We start from the raw sequence: 20929 nt of genomic DNA, 5'->3' as shown, positions 1-20929 counted from the left end.
CCGTGTCCGTCATTCCCACGCGCCGTGCCATGCTCCGCGGGGCGGCAGCCGCCGCCGCGGTGCCGCTGGCCGGCGGCATCTCCACCGGATCAGCCCACGCCGCGCAGCCCGGGCGCGGCAGCGGCCCCGGCACGCAAGGGGGTGCCGCGCACCACGGCGGCACCGACCTGGGCGCGAACGTCCTGGTCTTCGACCCGTCGATGGGCGACGCGGCGATCCAGCAGCAACTCGACGCGGTGTTCGCCACCCAGCAGTCCAACCAGTTCGGCACCGAGCGCTACGCCCTGGCGTTCAAGCCCGGCACCTACAACGTCGACGTCAACGTGGGCTTCTACACCCATGTGCTCGGCCTGGGCGACAGCCCCGACGACGTGCTGATCAACGGCCATGTCACCGTGGACGCCCAGTGGCTGGACGGCAACGGCACCCAGAACTTCTGGCGGGCCGCGGAGAACCTCAGCATCGCGCCCCCGGACGGCCTGGAGCGCTGGGCGGTGGCCCAGGCCGGCCCGATGCGCCGGGTGCACGTCAAGGGCGACATGACGCTGTGGCCCAGCCCGCCCGGCAACCAGTGGTCGAGCGGCGGCTTCCTCGCCGACAGCGTCGTGGACGGCCAGGTGGAGTCCGGCTCGCAGCAGCAGTGGCTCTCGCGCAATGACACCTTCGGCAGCTGGACCGGCTCCAACTGGAACATGGTCTTCGTCGGCACCCAGGGCGCCCCCGCCCAGTCCTTCCCCACGCCGCCCTACACCACCGTGGACCGCACCCCGACCGTGCGGGAGAAGCCGTTCCTGACCGTGGACCGGCACGGCGGCTACCACGTCTTCGTGCCCGCGCTGCGCCGCGACAGCACCGGCACCACCTGGGCGCACGGCCCGGCCTGCGGCCACAGCATCCCGCTGTCCGGCTTCCACGTGGCCACCCCCGGCGACACCGCAGCCGACCTCAACCGGGCGCTTTCCCGCGGCCAGCACCTGCTGCTCACCCCCGGCATCTACGCCCTGTCCGCGCCGCTGAAGATCGACCGCCCCGGCACCGTGGTGCTCGGCCTGGGCCTGGCCACCCTGCGCTCCACGCACGGCAACTCCCTGGTGGAGGTCGCCGACGTCGGCGGCGTCACCGTGGCCGGGGTGCTCCTGGAGGCCGCCTCCGACCACGCGCCGCTGCTGCTGCGGGTCGGCCACGGCCGCAGCCGCCTGCGCCACGACGCCGACCCCACCGCGCTGTTCGACGTCTACGCCCGGATCGGCGGGTCGCTGCCCGGCGGCGCGAGCGTCAGCGTCCAGGTCGACAGCAATGACGTGATCTGCGACAACCTGTGGCTGTGGCGCGCCGACCACGGCCTGGACGGCACCGTCGGCTGGACGGTCAACCCGGCCGACACCGGCTTCCTCGTGAACGGCGACCACGTCACCGCCTACGCGCTGGCCGTGGAGCACTACCAGAAGTACGAAGTGGTGTGGAACGGCAACCACGGCCGCACCTACTTCTTCCAGAACGAGCACCCCTACGACGTGCCCACCCAGTCCGCCTGGGTGCACGGCGGGACCAACGGCTACGCCGCCTACAAGGTCGGCGACGCGGTCACCGAGCACCACGCCTGGGGACTGGGCAGCTACTGCTTCTTCAACCTCGAGGCGAACATCTACACCGACCGCGCCTACGAGGTACCCGACACCCCCGGGGTGGTCTTCACCGACCTGATGACGGTCTGCCTCAACGACGCGGCCGGCGGCGGCATCCTGCACTGCATCAACGCCAGCGGGGACCCGGTCGAGAACGGGTTCGGCACGTACAACATGAAGCAGTACGCGAACGGGGTCGCGACCGTGTGACGGTCGCCGCCGTGTGATCCGTGTGATCCGTGTGATCCGTGTGGTTCCGGGCCGCCGGTGCGCTCCGCGCCGGCGGCCCGCGGGCGTCAGGGCGTCTGCTGCGGGGCGGCGGCGCGGTCCATGGCGCTGCCGCCGCTGCTGCTGCCGCTGCCGCTGCCGCCACCGCTGTCGGTGGAGGACGAGGTGGGGGGCGACGTGGTCGCCGACGGGGTGGGTTGCGTGGTCGCGGTGCTGCCGCCGGAGCCGGAAGCGTTGCCGCCGGTCCTGGTGCTGCCGGTGGAGGGCGTCGCCGACGGGGTGGGGGAGGACGGGGCGGTGGTCGAGGTGCCGCCGGTGGCCGGGTCGGTGGCGGTCGGCGCCGGGCTGGTGGTGTCCTGGCCGCCGCCGGAGCCGCTGGTGCTCGGGCTGCCGGTGGTGGAGGGGGTCGGGGTGGTGGTGGAGTGCGACGAGCTGCCGCCGGTGAAGGCGTTTCCGATCGTGGTGCCGCTGCCGTGGCCGCTGATGTTCTGGCCCGAGGCGAGCTCGACCACGGTGATGCCGCCCATGGTCAGGCCGAAGGCGAGCGCCACCGCGACGGCCGGCCGCTTCCAGCGCCGCCCGCGCCCCCCGCCGGCGCGGTGGACGGTGCCCTCGGAGTAGGCGGTGTCCGCCGGCGGGTCCAGGTGGCCGGTGGAGAGGGCTTCGAGCGAGGCGGCCGCGGTGGCGTCCAGGGTGCCGTACACCCGCGTCGCGCCGTCCGTACGCTCGCCGCCCGGTTCGCCGTCGCCGTCGCCGTCGGCGGGGTCGGGGCCCGTACTCGGCTGCGGCTGCGCGGCCCCGTGCAGGGCGGTGGCCGGGGCCTGGCCAGGGGCGTCGGGCGGGGTGGGCGTCGGTGGTGCGAAGACGGTGTGCGCGGTGGCGGGGTCCGGGTGCGGTTGCGGGGCCTGGCCAGGGGCGTCCGGCGGGGTGTCCGTCGGCGGTGCGAAGACGGTGTGCGCGGTGGCGGGGTCGGGGTCCGTACGCGGCCGCGGGTCCTTGCGGAGGCTGGGGGCCGACAGCAGGCCGGTGCGCGCGGCGGTCTCGGTCGCGGTGGCCGTCAGGGACGGCTTCGCCCGGCCCTGGAACGCGGCGCCGTGGACGTGGCCGGCCACCTCGTGGACGTGCCGGCCGGTGCGGCGGAAGACGTGCTGGAGGATCGAGCCGCCGCAGGTGCCGAGCACGCTGACCACGCCGGCGCCCATGATCGTGCCGTACACCCCGAGGTTGGAGGCGAGCTTGGCGGCCACGACCGCGGCCACGGCGCTGCCCGCCACCTGCGGCACGCTCAGGTCGAGCGTGGCACGGCCGCCCCTGCCCGCGGGCTCGCCGCCCTCCGGCTGCTCCGGTGCGGCCTCGTCCGGCCGCTCTTGCGCGGGCCCGCCGGCCCGCTCGTCTCCCAGCCCCATCCCGGACCCGGCCCTCCTCTCGCGGTCAACCGCAAGGACAGACGGACGGCCCGCGGCGTAAAGTTCCTTTTGCGCTCTTTTCGTGAACTACGCCACTCCGCCCCGCCCGCGCCCCCTCCGCCGCACCGCCACGCCCGGGCAAACCGGCTGACCAGGTGCGACAGCGGATCGCAACCGGGGTACTACGCTGGGCCGATGGCGCGATACCTCGACGTACACCCTGAGAACCCCCAGCCGCGCATCATCGGCGGCGTGGCCGAGAGCATCCGGTCCGGCGCGCTCGTCGCCTACCCGACGGACTCCTGCTACGCGCTGGGCTGCCGGGTCGGCAACCGCGACGGGCTCGACCGCATCCGGTCCATCCGCAACCTCGACGACCGCCACCACTTCACCCTGATGTGCCGGAACTTCGCCCAGCTCGGCCAGTTGGTGCAGATCGACAACGACGTGTTCCGGGCGATCAAGGCGGCCACGCCCGGCAGCTACACCTTCATCCTGCCGGCCACGCGGGAGGTGCCGCGGCAACTGCTGCACCCCAAGAAGCGGACGGTCGGCGTGCGCATCCCCGACCACGTCGTCACGCAGGCGCTGCTCGCGGAACTCGACGAGCCGCTGGTCTCCAGCACCCTGCTGCTTCCCGACGAGGCCGAACCGCTCACGCAGGGCTGGGAGATCAAGGAGCGGCTCGACCACGTCGTGGACGCCGTGGTGGACTCCGGCGACTGCGGCACCGAGCCCACCACCGTCGTCGACTTCTCCGACGGCGCCGCCGAGATCGTCCGCCGCGGCGCCGGCGACCCCGCGCGCTTCGAGTAGCCGGACCGCGGCGCGGCGCGCGTTTTCCCGCCCGCGCCGCAGCCCCGGACCGGCGGCGGCGAAAACCGGCGGACGCCATTCCGCTCGATGCAGTGGGGATTTTCCTGCTGCGTCCGCCCTACCGTTGAGGCGACTCGAATTCCGCCCGCATCCGCGGGAATTCGTTCCGGACGCCAGGAGCGCCCCCACGTGCTCCGGCCCACCCCTGACCTGGGGTCGGCCGACCGCGCCCGGACCCGGGATGCAGGTGTTCCCGTGCGCGCATTTCCACCCGGACCTCGATTCCGCGAGGGCCGGGACATGGGCGAACGGGACGGAGGACGCTTTGCCGGGACTTCGTATCGGGTTTCTCCCTTTCACGGCGTGCGCGCGCACCGGGTACGCCGTGGGATTCCTGTGAAGTTGTCCCGCGCCGCCTATTCCCGACAGGTAGGACACGTCAGATGGCACGTTCCCTGGTCGATCTGCTGACCGAGCACGCCGCGCGAAACCCGGGCCGTACCGCGTACCGGTACCTCGTCACGGGCGACGTGGACGGCGGGGTCGAGGAGATCACGTACGGGCGGCTGGCCGAGCGCGCCCGGGCGATCGCCGCCTGGCTCCAGGACCACGGGCTGGCCGGGTCCCGGGCCGTCCTGCTCTACCCGCCGGGTGTGGAGTTCATCTGCGGCTACCTCGGCTGCCTGGCGGCCGGGGTCGTCGCCGTGCCCGCCGTCCCCCCGCAGGGGCGCGCGCAGAACCACCGCGCCCTGGCCCGTACCGAGCGGCTGCTCGCGGACGCCGACGCCCGGGCGGTCCTGGGCGGGCGGGAGGTCATCGCCGCGCTGCGCACGATGGCCGACCAACTGCCCGGACTCGACCGGATCACCTGCCTGGCCACCGAGGACGTCCCCGACGGGCTCGCCGCCACCTGGCGCGCACCGGACCTGACCGCCGACTCCGTCGCCTTCCTCCAGTACACCTCCGGCTCCACCTCGGCGCCGCGCGGTGTGATGGTCACGCACGGGAACCTGATGCACAACGAGCGGTTCATCACCGAGCGGATGGGCCACACCCCGGAGGCGCTCGAGCGGCACGGCCACGAACTCTTCGTGAGCTGGCTGCCGCTGTACCACGACATGGGGCTCATCGGCCCGGTGCTGAACACCGTCTACCTCGGGGCGACCGCCACCCTCTTCTCGCCGCTGCACTTCCTCCAGCAGCCCCGGCGCTGGGCGGCGGCCGTCAGCCGCTACCGCCCGCACACCAGCGGAGGCCCCAACTTCGGGTACGAGCTGAGCGTCAAGCACGCCACCCCCGACTTCGTCGCCGGCCTGGACCTGAGCAGCTGGCGGGTCGCCTTCAACGGCGCCGAACCGGTCCGCGCCGCCACCCTGCGGCGCTTCACCGCGACCTTCGCGCCGGCCGGCTTCCGCGACGACGCCCACTGCCCCTGCTACGGGCTGGCCGAGGCCACGCTCATGGTCAGCGGCAACGCCGCCGGCACCCCGCCGGTGGTGGCCGCCGGCGACGGCGGGAGCGGCCCGGAGGCCGTCGGCTCCGGGCGGCCGGGGCCGGACATGACCGTCGTCATCGTCGACCCGGAGCGCGGCGCGGAACTCCCCGACGGCGAGACCGGCGAGATCTGGGTGCGCAGCGCAAGCGTCGCCGGCGGCTACTGGCGCAACGCCCTCGCCACCCGCGCGGCCTTCCGCGCCACCCTGCCCGGCCGCGAGGGGCGCTTCCTGCGCACCGGCGACCTCGGATTCCTGCGCGACGGCGAGCTGTTCATCGCCGGCCGCCTGAAGGACCTCATGGTCGTCGACGGGCGCAACCGCTATCCGCAGGACCTCGAACTGTCCGCCGAGTCGGCCCATCCGGCGGTCCGCCCGGGCTGCACCGCGGCCTTCTGCGTGGACGGGGGAGCCGACGGCGAGCAACCCGTCCTGGTCGCCGAGGTGTCCGCGGACGCCGCCGGCGAGGCCGAGAAGATCGCCGACCTCGTCCGGGGCGCGATCGGCGAGGCCCACGGCCTGCCGCTGCACGACGTCGTGCTGATACGGCCCGGCACCATCCCCAAGACGTCCAGCGGCAAGATCCAGCGCCACGCCACCCGCGCCGCCTACCTCGGCGGCACCCTCTCCCTGTCCGGCGCGTCCGCCGGCTGACCGCCCCGCCGCGGTCTCCCGACCGCCCCGCGCAGCCTCGCCCGAGGCGCCCCCACTGAACCGGTCGCACCGGCCGCGCCGACCGTACCGACCGCACCGCATCCGCGAGGACACCGCCCGAGCACCGAGCGCACGAGGACACCTGCCCAGATGCCTGCGAACGAGCCCCCGAAGCCGACCTCCGAGACACCCGGCGCCCCCCAGGCGCGCCCCACCACCGCGGCGGGCGTGCGCGACTGGCTGGTGACCGCCGTCGCCGAAGCCGCCGGGCTCGACCCGTCGGCCGTCGACCCGCACCGGCCCGTCGCCGAACTCGGCCTGGGCTCCCGTCAGTTGGTGGCACTGTCGGTGGAGCTGGCGGCGCTGACCGGCCGCACCCTGGACCCGTCCCTCGTCTACAACCACCCCACCATCGCCGCGATCGCCGCGGCGGTCCTCGACGACGAGCCGCCGGCTGCGGCCGCCGGGGCGCCGCCCGGGCCCGAACGGCAGCCGGGCGGCGACGACATCGCGATCCTCTCCATGGCCTGCCGCTACCCCGGCGGCGCCGACGACCCCGAGGCGCTGTGGCGGCTGCTGGACGCCGGCCGCGACGCCGTCACCGAGGTGCCGCCCGGCCGTTGGGACACCGCCGGACTCCACGACCCCGACCCCGAGGCGGCCGGCACCGCCTACACCCTGCGCGGCGGCTACCTCGCCGCCATCGACCGCTTCGACGCGGCCTTCTTCGGCATCTCGCCCCGCGAGGCCGCCGCGATGGACCCGCAGCAGCGCCTGCTCCTGGCGACCGCATGGGAGACCGTCGAACGCGCCGGGATCGTCCCCGGCACCCTCGACGGCACCTCCACCGGCGTCTACGTCGGCCTGTACGACAGCGGCTACCTCGGCAGCGCGCCGCTCGACCGGCTCGACGGCCACGTGGGCACCGGCACGGCCCCCAGCGTCGCGTCCGGCCGGATCGCCTACACCCTCGGCCTCCAGGGCCCGGCCGTCACCGTGGACACCGCCTGCTCGTCCTCGCTGGTCGCCCTGCACCTGGCGGCCAGGGCGCTCGCGGCGGGCGAGTGCGACCTCGCGCTGGCCGGCGGCGCCACACTGCTGGTCACCCCGCGCGGCCACGTCGAGTTCAGCCGGCTGCGCGGCCTGTCGCCCACCGGGCGGTGCAGCCCGTTCGGCGCCGGCGCCGACGGCGTGGTGTGGGCCGAGGGCTGCGGCGTGGTGCTCCTCAAGCGGCTCCAGGACGCCCGCCGCGACGGCGACCGGGTGCTGGCGGTCGTCAAGGGCTCGGCGGTCAACCAGGACGGCCGCAGCCAGGGCCTGTCCGCGCCCAGCGGCCTCGCCCAGGAGCGGGTGGTGCGCGCCGCGCTGGCCGCCGCGGGGCTGCGCCCGGACGACCTGGACCACGTGGAGGCCCACGGCACCGGCACCGAACTGGGCGATCCCGTCGAGGGCCGCGCCCTGGCCGCCGTCTTCGGCCCCGGCCGACCGGCCCACCGGCCGCTGGCCGTCGGCTCGCTGAAGTCCAACATCGGCCACACCCAGGCCGCCGCGGGCATCGGCGGCGTCATCAAGACGGTGCTCGCCCTCGGCCACGAACGCCTACCCGCCTCGCTGCACGCCGAGACCCCCACCCCGCTCGTCGACTGGGAGGCGGGCGGGCTGCGGGTCCAGACCGCCGCCCGGCCGTGGCCGCGCGACGCCGACCGGGTGCGCCGGGCGGGTGTCAGCGCGTTCGGGATCAGCGGCACGAACGCGCACGTGGTGCTGGAGGAGCCGCCCGGGGAACTGGCCGGGCCCGCTGCGGCGGACCCACCGCGGCACCCGGCGGGCGCGGTGCGGCACCCGGGGGGCGCGGTGCGGCAACCGGCGGACCCGCCGCGGCATTCGGCGGGCGCGGTGCGGCACCCGGCGGGCGCGGTGCGGCAACCGGCGGACCCACCGCGGCAACCGGCAGGCGCGGTGCGGCAACCGGCGGGCGCGGTGCGGCGCGAAGCCTCCGCCGAGGCACCGGCGCCGGACCCCGGCCCCGCCGCCCCGCTGCTCTTCCCGCTCTCCGCCCGCACCGAACCCGCCCTGCGCGGCCAGGCCGCCCGCCTGCTCGACCGCCTCACGGCCGCGCCTGCGCCCGAACTGCCCGCGGTGGCCGCCGCACTGGCCCACCACCGCACGCACTTCGAGCACCGCGCCGTCATCCGCGCCGCCGACCGCGACGGCCTGCGCACCGCGCTGCGCGCCCTCGCCGACGGCCGCCCCGGACCCGCGGACCTCGTCGAAGGCCCCGGCCGCCGCGCGGCCGGGAAGGTCGCGTTCGTCTTCCCCGGCCAGGGCGCGCAGTGGCCCGGCATGGCCCGCGACCTGCTCGGCCGCGACCCGGTCTTCACCGACATGATCGACCGCTGCGACGCGGCGCTGCGCCCGTTCACCGGCTGGTCGGTGACGGCGGTGCTGCGCGGCGACGCCCACGCCCCGCCGCCGGACCGGGTGGACGTGGTCCAGCCCGTCCTGTTCGCCGTCATGGTCTCCCTCGCCGCGGTGTGGCGGGCCCGCGGCGTCCACCCGGACGCGGTGGTCGGGCACAGCCAGGGCGAGGTGGCCGCCGCCTGCGTCGCCGGTGCCCTCAGCCTCAACGACGCCGCCGCGGTCGTGGCCCTGCGCAGCCGCGCCCTGACCCGGCTGGCCGGCAGCGGCACCATGGCCGTCGTCGCCCTGCCCCGCGACGAGGTCGAGGCGCTGCTGCCCGCCTCGGGCGGCCGGGTGTCGGTCGCCGCCGTCAACAGCGGCCGCTCGACGGTGGTCTCGGGCGCGGCCGAACCCCTGCTGGACCTGCTCGCCGGGCTCGAACGCGAACAGGTCTTCGTCCGGCTGCTCGACGTCGACTACGCCTCCCACAGCGCCGGGGTCGAACCGGTCCGCGCCGAGATCCTCGACGAGTTGGACGGCGTCACCGCCGTACCCGCACCCGTCGCCTGGTATTCCACCGTCACCGGCGAGCCCGTCACCGCGGAACTCGACGCCGGGTACTGGTACACGAACCTGCGCGAACCCGTCCGCTTCGCACCGGCCGTGGCCCGCATGGCCGCCGACGGCTACCGCTGCTTCGTCGAGCTGAGCCCGCACCCCTCGCTGCTCACCGCGCTGCGCACGGTCGCCGAGGAGACCGGCCAGGAGGACCTGACCGCCGTCGGGTCGCTGCGCCGCGACGAGGACGGCCCGGCCTGCCTGGACCTGGCGGCCGCCGAACTCCACGTCCACGGACGGCAGCTCGACTGGCGCCGCCTGGTGCCCGACGGCCCGCCGGCCGACCTGCCCACGTACGCCTGGGACGCGCGGCGGCACTGGACCGAACCGGACGCCGCCGGCGGGGCGACCGGCCTGCTCGACCGCGCCGCGCACCCGCTGCTCGGGGTCCAGCTCCAGTCGGCGGACGAGAGCCGCTGGACCTTCCGGTCCGAGTGGCAGGCGGCGACCGCCGACTGGCTGCCCGACCACGCCGTGTTCGGGCGGACGGTGGTGTCCGGCACGACCCTGGCGGAGCTGTGCCGCGCGGCCCTCGACGTCGCCCGGCCCGCCGACCCGTGCGACGTCGCGGACCTGCTGCTGCTCGCGCCTCTCGTCCTCACCGACGGCGGCACCGTGGAGGTGTCGGTCGACGTCGTCACGGCGGGCGCGGAAACGGGTGCCGGCGCGGGTGCGGAAACGGGCGCGGGTGCGGCTGCGGCCGCGGAGATCACCGTGCACAGCCGGCCGCGCGGCGACGCGAGCGCCGGGTGGACGCTGCACGTCACCGCCACGGCCACCACTGCCGCGGACCCCGCCGCCGCGGGGGCGCCCCCGGCGTGGCCGCAGGACGCCGCCACGGCCTGGGCCCCGGACGCGTACGAGGCGCTGGCCGGCCGAGGGCTCGGCTACGGACCGGCGTTCCAAGGCGTGCGGGACGCGGTCGTCCTCGCCCCCGGCGAAGTGCTGGCCCGGCTGTCGCTGCCCGCCGCCGCGCACGCCACCGCCGACGCGTACCCCCTCCACCCGGCCCTGCTCGACGCCGCACTCCAGGCGACCTCCTGCCTCGACGCCGCCGACGGCCGCGTCCTGCTGCCCGTCGCGGTGGGCCGCTGCGTCCTGCCGCCCGGCGGCGCGACCGAGCTGACGGCCCATGTGCGGCGCCTCGGCGGCCCCCGTACCGACTCCGGCGCCGACGTCACGCTGGACGTGCACCTCTGGGACGCCGACGGGCTCCCCGCGGGGCGGCTGGAAGGCGTACGGCTGCGGGCCGCCGACCCGGACGACCTGCTCCGGGCCCCGGACAGCGCCCGGCACCTGTACGAGGTGGCGTGGACGCCCGCCACCGGCGGGACCTCCGCCCTGGCCGGCGGCACCTGGGCCGTTCGCGGCGACCCGGGCGACCCGGATGCCGCGGCGGCCGTACGGGCCCTGCAAGCGGCCGGCGCGGAGTTGACCGACGCGCGCGCGGACGTCCTTCTGCGCTGGTGGCCGCGCCCCCGGCCCGGTGCCGACGTGGCCTCCGCGGCCCACGCGGTGGCCGCCGCCGCGCTGCGCGAACTCCAGGAGCTGCTCGCCCTCCCGCGCGAGGAGGCCCCCGACCGCGTCGTCTGGGTCACCCGCGGGGCGGTGGCCGCCGCCGACGGCGACACCGTCCCGGACCTGCCGAACTCCCTGCTGTGGGGCCTGGCGCGCAGCACACGCGCCGAACACCCCGACGTCACCCTCACCTTGCTCGACCTCGACACCCCGGCCGGCCTCATACCCGCGCTCGGCCACCCCGGCGAACCCGAACTCGCCGCCCGCGACGGCATACTGCTGACCCCGCGCCTGACCCGCGCGGCCGCTGGTCCATCCGCCGCGAAGGGCGGCGCGGCTTCGTCGGGTGTGCTCGCGGGAGGGGATGCCCGTGCCGCGGGCGAGGTCGGGGGCAACTCCCGGCAGGGCAGCGCGGGTTCGGTGGGTGGCGTTGCGGCTGGTGGTCCGCCGGCCGCGCGGGGGGACTTCGGTTCGCCGGGCGTGCCCGGGGTGGCGGGGGGCGGGTTCGACTTCGCGACGGGCGGCGGGGGGTCGGCGGCCGCGGGGGCGGCGGGTGCGCGCACCGTTGGGGATTCAGGTGACGGCTTTCCCATGGACGGGGCCGTGCTGGTCACCGGTGGGTTGGGGGCCGTCGGGCGGCGGTTGGCGCGGCGGATGGCCGAACGCGGGGTGCCGCGGCTGGTGTTGACATCGCGGCGGGGCGGGGCGGACCCGCGTGCCGCGGGCATCGGGGCGGAACTCGCCGCGCTCGGTGCCGAGGTCGAGATCGTCGCGTGCGATGTCGCGGACGCGGCGGACGTGGCGGAGGCGGTGCGGCGGGCCGGGCGCGGGGACCTGCCGCTGCGGGGGATCGTGCACTGCGCGGGCGTGCTGGCGGACGGGGTGGCCGCCGAGCTGACCGCGGAGCGCCTCGCGCGGGTGCTGCGTCCGAAGGTGGACGGCGCCGCCCATCTGCACCGGCTCACCGCTGAGTTGCCGTTGCGGCTGTTCCTGCTGGTGTCCTCGGCGGCCGGGGTGTTCGGCGCGCCGGGCCAGGCCAACTACGCGGCGGCGAACGTCTTCCTCGACCAGCTCGCCCACCACCGGCGGGCGTTGGGACTTCCCGCCGCGTCGGTGTCGTTCGGCGCCTGGGCGGGGGAGGGACTGGCCGCGCGGCACGCGGACCTGGCACGGATGGCCCGCCTCGGCCACCGCCCGCTGACGGCCGACCAGGGCTGCGAACTGGCCGAGCTGTCCCTGCGCGCAGGCGCCCCGCACCTCGTGGCCTCGGCGTTGGACCTGCCGCGGCTGCGCGCCGGCCAGGCCGGTGCGGCCGAGGACGCGGGCGCCCTGTGGCGCACCCTGCTGCCTCCGGCCCGCGCCGCCCGCCGCGGTGGCGACAGCCTGGCCGAACGCCTCGCCCGGCTCCCCGAGGCCGACCGCGCCGAGCGCGTCCTCGCCCTGGTCCGGGAGGAGGCGACCCGCTCCCTCGGCCTCGGCCCGGGGCAGACCGTCCGCCCCGATCAGCCGCTGCGCGAACTCGGCATGGACTCGGTGACAGCACTGGAACTGCGCAACCGCATCAGCTCCCGGGTCGGCGCGCGCCTGCCCGCCACCCTCCTGTTCGACCACCCCACCCCGGCCCGCCTGGCCGGATACCTGCTGGCCCACCCGCTCGCGGCGGCCGAGCGCACCGCGGCGCCGCACGCCACCGCCCCGGCCGCCCCCGCCACCCCGGCACTCGCGGCTGACGAGCCCGTGGCCGTCGTCGCCATGGCCTGCCGCCTGCCCGGCGGCGTCAAGGACCCCGAGGGCCTGTGGCGGCTGGTCGCCGAGGGCCGGGACGCCGTGGGCCCCTTCCCGGCCGACCGCTGGGACGTGGCGTCCCTCTACGACCCCGACCCGGACGCCCTGGGCACGACCTACGCCCGCGAAGGCGGCTTCCTGGAGGACATCGCCTCCTTCGACGCGGGCTTCTTCGGGATCACCCCGAAGGAGGCGGCCGCGATGGACCCCCAGCAGCGCCTGCTGCTGGAGACCGCCTGGGAGGCGCTGGAGCGCGCCGGGATCGTCCCCGCCGAGCTCGCCGGCAGCTCCACCGGCGTGTACGTCGGCATGTTCGGCAGCGACTACCTGGCCGGCGCCCGCCTCGACCAGCTCGACGGCTACGTCGGCACCGGCGCAGCGCCGAGCGTCGCCTCGGGGAGGCTCGCCTACGCCCTCGGCCTCAACGGGCCCGCGCTGACCGTGGACACCGCCTGCTCGTCGTCGCTGGTCGCCGTGCACCTGGCGGCGCAGGCGCTGCGCGCCGGCGAGTGCGACCTCGCGCTCACCGGCGGCGTCACGCTGATGGTGACCCCGCAGACCTTCGTCGAGTTCAGCCGGCTGCGCGGCCTGTCGCCCACGGGCCGCTGCCGTTCCTTCGCGGACGCGGCCGACGGCGCGGTCTGGGCCGAGGGCGCGGGACTGGTCGTCCTCAAGCGCCTGCGCGACGCCCGCCGCGACGGCGACGAGGTCCTCGCGGTGCTGCGCGGCACCGCCGTCAACCAGGACGGCCGCAGCCAGGGCCTGTCCGCGCCCAACGGCCCCGCCCAGGAACAGGTGGTCCGGCAGGCGCTGGCGCGGTCCGGGCTGGCGCCCGCGGACATCGACCACGTCGAGGCGCACGGCACCGGCACCACCCTCGGCGACCCGATCGAGGCGCACGCCCTCGCCGAGGTCTTCGGCGGCTCCCGGCCGCCCGGGCGCCCCCTGCACCTCGGCTCGCTGAAGTCCAACGTCGGCCACACGCAGGCCGCTTCGGGCGTCCTCGGGCTGATCAAGGTCGTCCAGTCGCTGCGCCACCGGACCCTCCCGCGCACCCTGCACGCCGATCCGCCCAGCCGCCACGTCGACTGGGACGGCAGCGGCCTGCGCCTGCTGCACGACGAGGTCGCCTGGCCGCAGGACCCCGGCCGCACCCGGCGGGCCGGGGTGAGCGCCTTCGGGATCAGCGGCACCAACGCCCATGTGATCCTGGAGGAGGCCCCGTACGCCGCGCCCGCGGCTGGGGCCGAACCCGCCCCGGACCCACGGCTGTTCATGCTGTCCGGCCGCAGCGACGACGCGGTGCGCGCCCAGGCCGCGCGGCTGGCCGCGCACCTGCGCGACGGCGCGCCCGCCGCCCTGCCGGACATCGCCCACACCCTGGCCCGGCACCGCAGCCACTTCGAGTGGCGTGCCGCGCTGGTGGCGGCGGGCCGGGAGGAACTGCTCGCGGGGCTCGACGCGTTGGCGGACGGCCGCCGGCCCCTCGCGGCCCCGCGCGCGGAGCAGAACGGCAGGACGGCCTTCGTCCTCACCGGGCACGGCGGCCCCTGGCCACCGGCGGGCGTGGCGGAGGCGGCGGCCGGATCGGCGGCTTTCCGGGAGGAGTTGGCCCGCGTCGACGAGGCCGTCCGCCGCCGCACCGGATGGTCGGTCCGCGACGTGCTCGCCGGGACCGGCGACGCCCCGAGCAGCCAGCGGACCGACGTCTTACAGCCGGTGCTGTTCGCCCTCGGTGCGGCGCAGGCAGCCGCCTGGCGGGGCCTGGGCGTCACCCCGGACGCCGTCGTCGGGCACAGCCTGGGCGAGGTCGCCGCCGCCTACGTGGCCGGGGCCCTGACACTGGACGACGCCGTGCGCGTGGTGACCGGCCGGGCCGCGGCCGCCGCGCCCCTGGTCGGCCAGGGCGGCATGCTCGCCGTCCGGCTGCCCCCCGCGCGCGTCGAGGACCTGCTCGCACCCTACGCGGGACGGCTGTTCGTCGCCGCCGTCAACAGCGCCGAGGCCGCCGCCGTTTCGGGCGAGGCCGCGGCCCTGGCCGCGCTGCGGCGGCAACTTGACGAACTGGGCACCCCGAACCGGCCGTTGGCCACGCCCTTCGCCTCCCACACCCCCCTGATGGCATCGGCCCGCGGTGAACTCCTCACCCGCCTCGGCGCCGTCCGGGGCGGGCCGGGCCGGCTCGCGATGTACTCGACGGTGCGCGCCGCACCCATCGCCGGGGAGCAGTTGGACGCCGCGTACTGGTACGCCAACCTCGGCGAGCCCGTACGGTTCGCGGACACGATCCGCCGGATGCTCCACGACGGCTACCGCTCCTTCGTGGAGATCGGCCCGCACCCCTCGCTCGGCGCCCCGATCGAGGAAGTGGCCGCCGAAGCCGGGATCGACGTGGCCGGTATCGCGCCGCCCTCCGCGGACGACGGCCCGCGCGCCCTGCTGCACCGGCTCGCGGAGCTGTACGGCGCCGGACACACCCCGGACTGGCGGGAGTTGTTCCCCGCCGGCCGCCGCGCCGACCTGCCCACCTACCCCTACGCCCGGGAACGCCACTGGCGGACCCCGGCCCGCACCGCCACCGGCGCGGGCCTGCTCGGCACCCACCTGGAGAGCAGCGACGCACCCGGCCGCCACCTCTTCCAGACCGACATCGACCTGGGCGACAGCCGCTTCGCCTACCTCGCGGACCACCGGGTCGGCGGCGAGATGTGGCTGCCGGCCGCCGCGTTCCTGGACATGGCGCTGGAGGCCGCCCACGCCGTGGGCGACCCCGGCGGCCCCGACGAGCGCGGCACCAGCCCGGCAGCGGGCCCGCTCCACCTCACCGGCGTCCGCTTCCACCGGCCGCTGCGCCTGGAGCCCGGCAGACCCGTACGCCTGCAACTCGTCCTGCACCCGGCCGCGGACGGCCACCGGGACTTCACCATCGCCTCCGCGCCCGCGGGCGGCGGCCCCGCGGTGTGGGAGCAGCACGTCACCGGGCGCGCCGCCCCCGGCGCCGGCACCCAGCCGATCCCCGCGGCCGCCGGCCGCCTGGCCGACCTGCGCGAGGAGTGCACCGGGCACGCCGACCTGACCGCCGTGCGCGCCGCACTGAGCGCCCTGGGCATCGACCACGGCCCCGCCTTCCGCGCTCTGGAACAGGGCCGTTTCAGCGGCGGTGCGGCGCTCGGACGGCTGGCCCCGCGCCCCGCCGCCGGCCACCTGCTGCACCCCGCCGTCCTCGACGCCGCCTTCACCACCGCCGCCCTTCCCAGCGACGCGCCCGCGGGCCGGGCGTTCGTGCCCGCCGAGGTCGGCCGGCTGCACTTCACCGGCCGGCGCACCCCGCCCGCCTGGGCGACCTGTCGCCTGCGCTCCGCGGCCGGCGACACCGCGACGGCCGACCTGGCGGTCTACGACGAGGACGAGCACCTCGTGCTGTACGCCGAGGAGTTCCGGCTCGCCGCGCTCGCCCCGCGCTCCCCGCTCGACGCGGCCCTCTTCGAGACCCGCTGGCAGCCGCGCCCGGACGCCTCGGCCCGGCCCGCCGAGGGCAGCTGGCTCCTGCTCGCCGACGGCACTGAAGTGGCCGCCGCGCTCGGCGAGAAGCTCGCCGCCGCCCGCGTCCCGCACGTGATCGCCCGCCGGGGCCCGCAGTTCGCCGCCGAGGGCCCCGGCCGGTACGTCCTCGACCCGGCCGACCCCGGCCAGTGGGCCCGGCTGCTCGACGAGGCGTACCCGGACCGGCCGCCCGCGCAGGTGGTCCAGTTGACGGCCCTCGACGCCCCGGCGATCGTCTCCGCGCCCACGGCCGAGGACGCCGCCGGCCTGGCCTGCCTGACCACTCTGCACCTGGTGCGGGCGCTGGCCGGCCGCACCTGGCAGGGCGGGCCGCCGCGCCTGTTCGTGGTCGTCCGCGGCAGCCAGGCCGCCGGGGGCAGCACCCAGGTGACCCGTCCCGAGCAGGCGCTCGCCTGGGGCTTCGGGCTCGCGGTGGCGCAGGAGCACCCCGAGCTGTCGGCCACCCTGATCGACCTGCCGCCCGCCGGCGGAACCGACGCCCTGTGGACCCAGCTGCGGTGCGCCGACGGCGAACACCTCGTCGCGCTGCGCGAGACCGGCCGCCTGGTGCCCCGCCTGGCGCGTACCCGGCCCGACGACGGCGGCCACGGCCGGGTCGCGCCCGACGGGGTGTACCTGGTCACCGGCGGCCTCGGCGGCCTCGGCCGGGTCGTCGCCGAACGGCTGGCTGCGCGCGGCGCCCGCCACCTCGCCCTGCTCGGCCGCGGCGCCCCCGGCCCGGAGGCCGCCGCCTGGATCGGCGAACTCGCCGCGCGGGGCGCGCGCGTGCACCTGGTCCGCGCCGACGTCGCCGACCGGGACAGCCTCACCGCCGCACTCGACGCCCTCCGGCGCGACGCCGGACCAGTCACGGGCATCGTGCACGCCGCCGGAGTCCTCGACGACGCCGTTCTGGAGAATCTGACCGGTCCGCGCGTCCTGCGCGTCCTCGCCCCCAAGGTGCTCGGCACCGCGCTGCTCACCGAACTGGTCCCCGAGGCACAGGACATCGTGCTGTTCGCCTCCGTGGCCGGGCTCCTCGGCTCGGCCGGCCAGAGCCCCTACGCGGCCGCCAACGCTTTCCTCGACGCCTGGGCCCACCACCTCGCCCTGGCCGGCCGCCGCGCCCTCAGCCTGGACTGGGGCGCCTGGACGGAGGTGGGCATGGCCGCGGGGACCGGCCCGGGCGCCGCCGGGGCGCACCGCTCCGGCCTGGCGGCCTTCACCGCGCAGGAGGGCGGCGAGCTGTTCGACCGGGTGCTGCCCACCGGACGGCGCCAACTCGCGCCCGCCGCCCTGGACCTGGAAGCCCTCGCCCTCGACCCGGACGCGGCCCGCACCCGCCCGCTGCTCGCCGACCTCGTCACCCTGCTGCCCGGCAACGGCAACGGCAACGGCGACGGCAACGGCGACGGTGACGGCTTGGCCCGGCGGGTGCTCGCGGCGGCCACCGACACCGACCGCGCCGCACAACTGGAGACCTACGTACGGGCCCGCGTACGGGACGTCTCCGGCGGCGCAACGGCCCCCGGCGGCATCCCGGCGCACGCGTCCCTGACCGAACTCGGCCTGGACTCCCTGATGTTCGTCCGGCTGCGCACCGCCTTCTCCCGCGAGCTGGGCGTGGACCTCCCCACGGCCGCGGTGATGTCCGCCGCCGATGTCCGCGGCCTCGCCGAAGCCCTCGCCACGGCCCTGCGCGAACGGCCGTCCGCCGCACCCGGGACCACTGCCGAGGAACCCGGGCGCGCGACGCCCGAGCCGGAGGTTCCCGAGCACGAGGTGCGGCCGGCCACCCGCGACGTCGTCCGGCTGCTGCGCAGCGCCCGCCCGGGGATGCCCGGGGCGGCCCACGCCATCGGCCTGGCCGTGCGGCTGGCCGCACCGACCACCCGCGAGGTGCTCACGGGCATCCTCGAACGGCTGGCCGCGCGGCACGCGGCTCTGCGCACCGCGGTCGAGTCCGGCCCCGGCGGCGGCCGCCGACTGCGGGTGGACCGCCGTCCGGCGGGACCGCTCCTGCACGTGACGAGCGCGCCCCCCGACACCGGCCCCGGCCCCGGCCCCGACGCCGCCGCGTCGCTGCGCGCGCTGCTGGAACCGCCGTTCGACCTGGCGGCGACCCCGCTGTGGCGCTTCGCGCTGCACGGCGGCGGACCGGACCGGGACCAACTCCTCGTCTTCGGCGCCCACCACGCCGTCAGCGACCTCCAGTCGCTGCTGCTGGTGGCCGCGGAGATCGACACCGAACTGTCCGGCACCCAGCTCGGCGGCACCGTCACCAACCGCGACGCGGACCTGCTGGCCGCGGCCCAGCCGCAGCCGGCCGGCAGCACAAACGACCCGGGCGCCGCCGAGTGGCGCGCGCTCTTCCAGGGCAGCGCCCGCCTCGATCTGACCCTCGACCGGCCGCGCCCGGCGCGGCGCACCTACCGCGCGGGCAGCGTCACCGTGCAGATCCCCGACGGCCTCATGGACCGGGTGGCCGCGACCGCGAGCGGCCTCGCGGTCACCCCCGCCGCCTTCTGCCTCGGCGCCCTGACGGTGCTGCTGGCCCGGCTGCGGGAACGCGAGCGCTTCGTGCTGGCCGTGCCCGTCGACACCCGCGTTCACGCCGACGCCTACGGCGCGGTGGGCTTCTTCGGCGTGCCGGTGCCTTTTCCGGCGGAGGCGCGGGCGGGGGAGCGGGTCGAGGAGGTGCTGCGGCGCACCGGCGGCCGGCTGGAGCGGCTGCTCGCCAAGGGCGCGATGTTCTCCGACGTGCTGGCGACGCTCACCCGGCAGGGCCTGCACCGGCCGGACGCGCCGCTGGTCGAGGTGTACTTCAACTACGTCCGCTCCGGGGCGGGCCGGCTCACCGGCCTGGAAGTGCTCCCGGCCGGGACCGGCCACTCCGACCTCGACCTGATGGTCACCATGACCCCGGACGCGGGCCGCATACGGCTCGACCACAACCTCGACATCCTCGACGCGGCGTCCGCGGGGCGGCTGGGCGAGGAGTTCCTGCGGCTGCTCGCCGAAACGGCGGACGACCCGGCGGCGCCGGTCCGCGCGGCGTCTTCGGCGCCGGCGGTGGACACCGTGCCCGCGGCGGAACCCGATCCGGCGGTGGGTCTTGGATTGGCCGTTGCGCCCGATCCGGCCGCGGGCCCCGAACCGCCCACCGCACCCGAGCCGCCCACCGCAGCCACAGCCGCAGCGGCGCCCGCCGCCAGGGAAGTCGGTGCCGCCGCCCCGCCCACCCTCGCCCTCGCCGCCACCTTTGCCCTCGGCGACCTGCCCGCGATGCTGGCGGCCGCGACCGGTGGCGCCGACCCGCAGGGCCCGGCCCCGACCGTGACCGAAGCCCCCTACCACCAGGTGCTCGCGGCGCTGCGCGACCCGTCCGGCGTCTTCGCCGACCCCGCCGTGTCGATGGGCGCGGTGCTGTTGCGGGCCGCCGACCTCGAACGCTTCGGCCCGGTCGGCGACGACCTCCTCGCCGAACTGCGCACCGCCTACCCGGCCGCGCTGCGGTCCCTGGCCGAGCGCACCCGCACCCCCCTGGTCGTCGGCTTCCTGCCCGCCGCCCGCGACGACGACCGCCTGACCGGCTGGGAACGCGCCGTCGCCGCAGACCTCGCCGACGCGCCCGGCATCGCGGTCCTCGGCCCCGAGGAGTGGACCCGAGACCACGCCGTCGACCTGCCCTTCGACGCCGCCACGGAGCGGCTGGCCCACCTGCCGTTCACCCCGCAGTTCCAGGCGGCGGTCGCACTGCGCCTGGCCGGCGTCGCCGCGGTGGCGCTGCGCCCCGCGCCGAAGGTGATCGCGGTGGACGGCGACGAGACGCTGTGGGGCGGGGTCGCCGGCGAGATCGGCCCGGCCGCGGTGGACCTGGGCGGCCCGCGCGCGGCGCTCGCCCGCCGGCTGCTGCGCTGGCGGGCGGCGGGCGTCCTGCTCGTCCTGGTCAGCAACAACGACGAGGACACCGTCCGCGCCGTCCTGGACCGCCCCGAAAGCCTGCTGCGCGCCGAGCACTTCAGCGCGCTGTCCACGGCCTGGGAGCCCAAGTCCCGGCGCCTGGCGGCCGTCGCCCGCACGCTGAACCTCGGTCTGGACAGCTTCCTCTTCCTCGACGACAACCCGGCCGAGATCGCCGCGATGCGCGCCGCCCGGCCGGAGGTGCTGTCGGTGACCTGCCCGCCCGCGGCCGGACTCGACCGGTTCCTGGACGTGCTGTGGCCGTTCGTGCCGCCGGCGGCCACCGCCGAGGACGCGCTGCGCGCGCGGTTCTACGCGCAGGAGCGGGAGCGCGACGCCGTACGTGAGCAGGAGGGCTTCGAGGAGTTCCTCGCCGGCCTGCGGCTGGCGGTGGACGTACGGGCCCTGACGGACACCGACGTCCCGCGGGCCGAGCAACTGGTGCACCGGACCAACCAGTTCACGCTGCGCGCCCGTTCGGCCGACGGCGGCGACGTGGCCCGGTGGCGGGCCCGCGGCGAGGTGTGGACGGCCGCGGCCCGCGACCGGTTCGGCGACTACGGCCAGATCGGCCTGGTCGCGGTGCGCGCGGACGGCGACGTGCTCGACGTCCTGGCCTGGGTGATGAGCTGCCGGGCGCTGGGCCGTGGCGTCGAGGAGCGGCTGCTGGCGTGGCTCGCCGACCGCGCGGAGGCGGCCGGCTGCACCAAGGTCCGCCTGACGGCCGAGCGCACGGCCCGCAACGCACCGGCCCGCCGCCTGCTCGCCGCGCTCGGCGGCGGCGACCCCGACGACGAGCACCTGACGGTCATGGCCACGCCGGAACACCTCCGGGGGTTCCGGTCGTGGCGGCAGCGAGGAGAGGAGCGCACATCGTGAA

General features: G+C 76.9%; 5 protein-coding genes. 4 read left to right on the top strand and 1 reads right to left on the bottom strand.

Going from position 1 to position 20929, the window contains the following annotated elements:
* Window positions 1-29: 29 nt before the first annotated feature.
* Entirely contained in the window at window positions 30-1835 is a 1806-nt protein-coding gene (locus AC3ERT_RS14775) for an adenylyl cyclase (protein ID WP_435174668.1), read from the top strand.
* Window positions 1836-1921: 86 nt separating this feature from the next.
* Here AC3ERT_RS14775 and AC3ERT_RS14770 read toward each other — a convergent pair whose 3' ends face one another.
* On the bottom strand, window positions 1922-3259 hold the full coding sequence (locus AC3ERT_RS14770) for a hypothetical protein (RefSeq protein WP_435174473.1): 1338 nt from the start codon (window positions 3257-3259) through the stop codon (window positions 1922-1924).
* Window positions 3260-3454: 195 nt separating this feature from the next.
* Here AC3ERT_RS14770 and AC3ERT_RS14765 point away from each other — a divergent pair, with 195 nt between their 5' ends.
* From AC3ERT_RS14765 to AC3ERT_RS14755, 3 genes are all read left to right on the top strand, one after another.
* Window positions 3455-4075 carry an L-threonylcarbamoyladenylate synthase gene (locus tag AC3ERT_RS14765; RefSeq protein ID WP_335980577.1) on the top strand — a complete coding sequence of 207 codons (621 nt, stop codon included), beginning with the start codon at window positions 3455-3457 and terminating at the stop codon, window positions 4073-4075.
* Between the two features lie 443 nt (window positions 4076-4518).
* On the top strand, window positions 4519-6222 hold the full coding sequence (locus tag AC3ERT_RS14760; protein ID WP_435174471.1) for a fatty acyl-AMP ligase: 1704 nt from the start codon (window positions 4519-4521) through the stop codon (window positions 6220-6222).
* A gap of 150 nt (window positions 6223-6372) precedes the next feature.
* Window positions 6373-20928, top strand: coding sequence for an SDR family NAD(P)-dependent oxidoreductase (locus tag AC3ERT_RS14755; RefSeq protein WP_435174469.1), 14556 nt, complete (start codon window positions 6373-6375; stop codon window positions 20926-20928).
* The last annotated feature ends 1 nt before the right edge of the window (window position 20929 follow it).

Source organism: Actinacidiphila sp. bgisy145, from assembly GCF_057708125.1.
The sequence above is the reverse complement of the archived record's forward strand: the minus strand, read 5'-3'. Positions and strand labels throughout refer to the sequence as shown.

Bases quoted from the DNA above. Each gene is read 5' to 3' on its own strand.
- AC3ERT_RS14770 (WP_435174473.1), bottom strand. From the start codon at position 3,259: ATGGGGCTGGGAGACGAGCGGGCCGGCGGGCCCGCGCAAGAGCGGCCG.
- AC3ERT_RS14765 (WP_335980577.1), top strand. From the start codon at position 3,455: ATGGCGCGATACCTCGACGTACACCCTGAGAACCCCCAGCCGCGCATC.
- AC3ERT_RS14760 (WP_435174471.1), top strand. From the start codon at position 4,519: ATGGCACGTTCCCTGGTCGATCTGCTGACCGAGCACGCCGCGCGAAAC.
- AC3ERT_RS14755 (WP_435174469.1), top strand. From the start codon at position 6,373: ATGCCTGCGAACGAGCCCCCGAAGCCGACCTCCGAGACACCCGGCGCC.
- AC3ERT_RS14775 (WP_435174668.1), top strand. From the start codon at position 30: ATGCTCCGCGGGGCGGCAGCCGCCGCCGCGGTGCCGCTGGCCGGCGGC.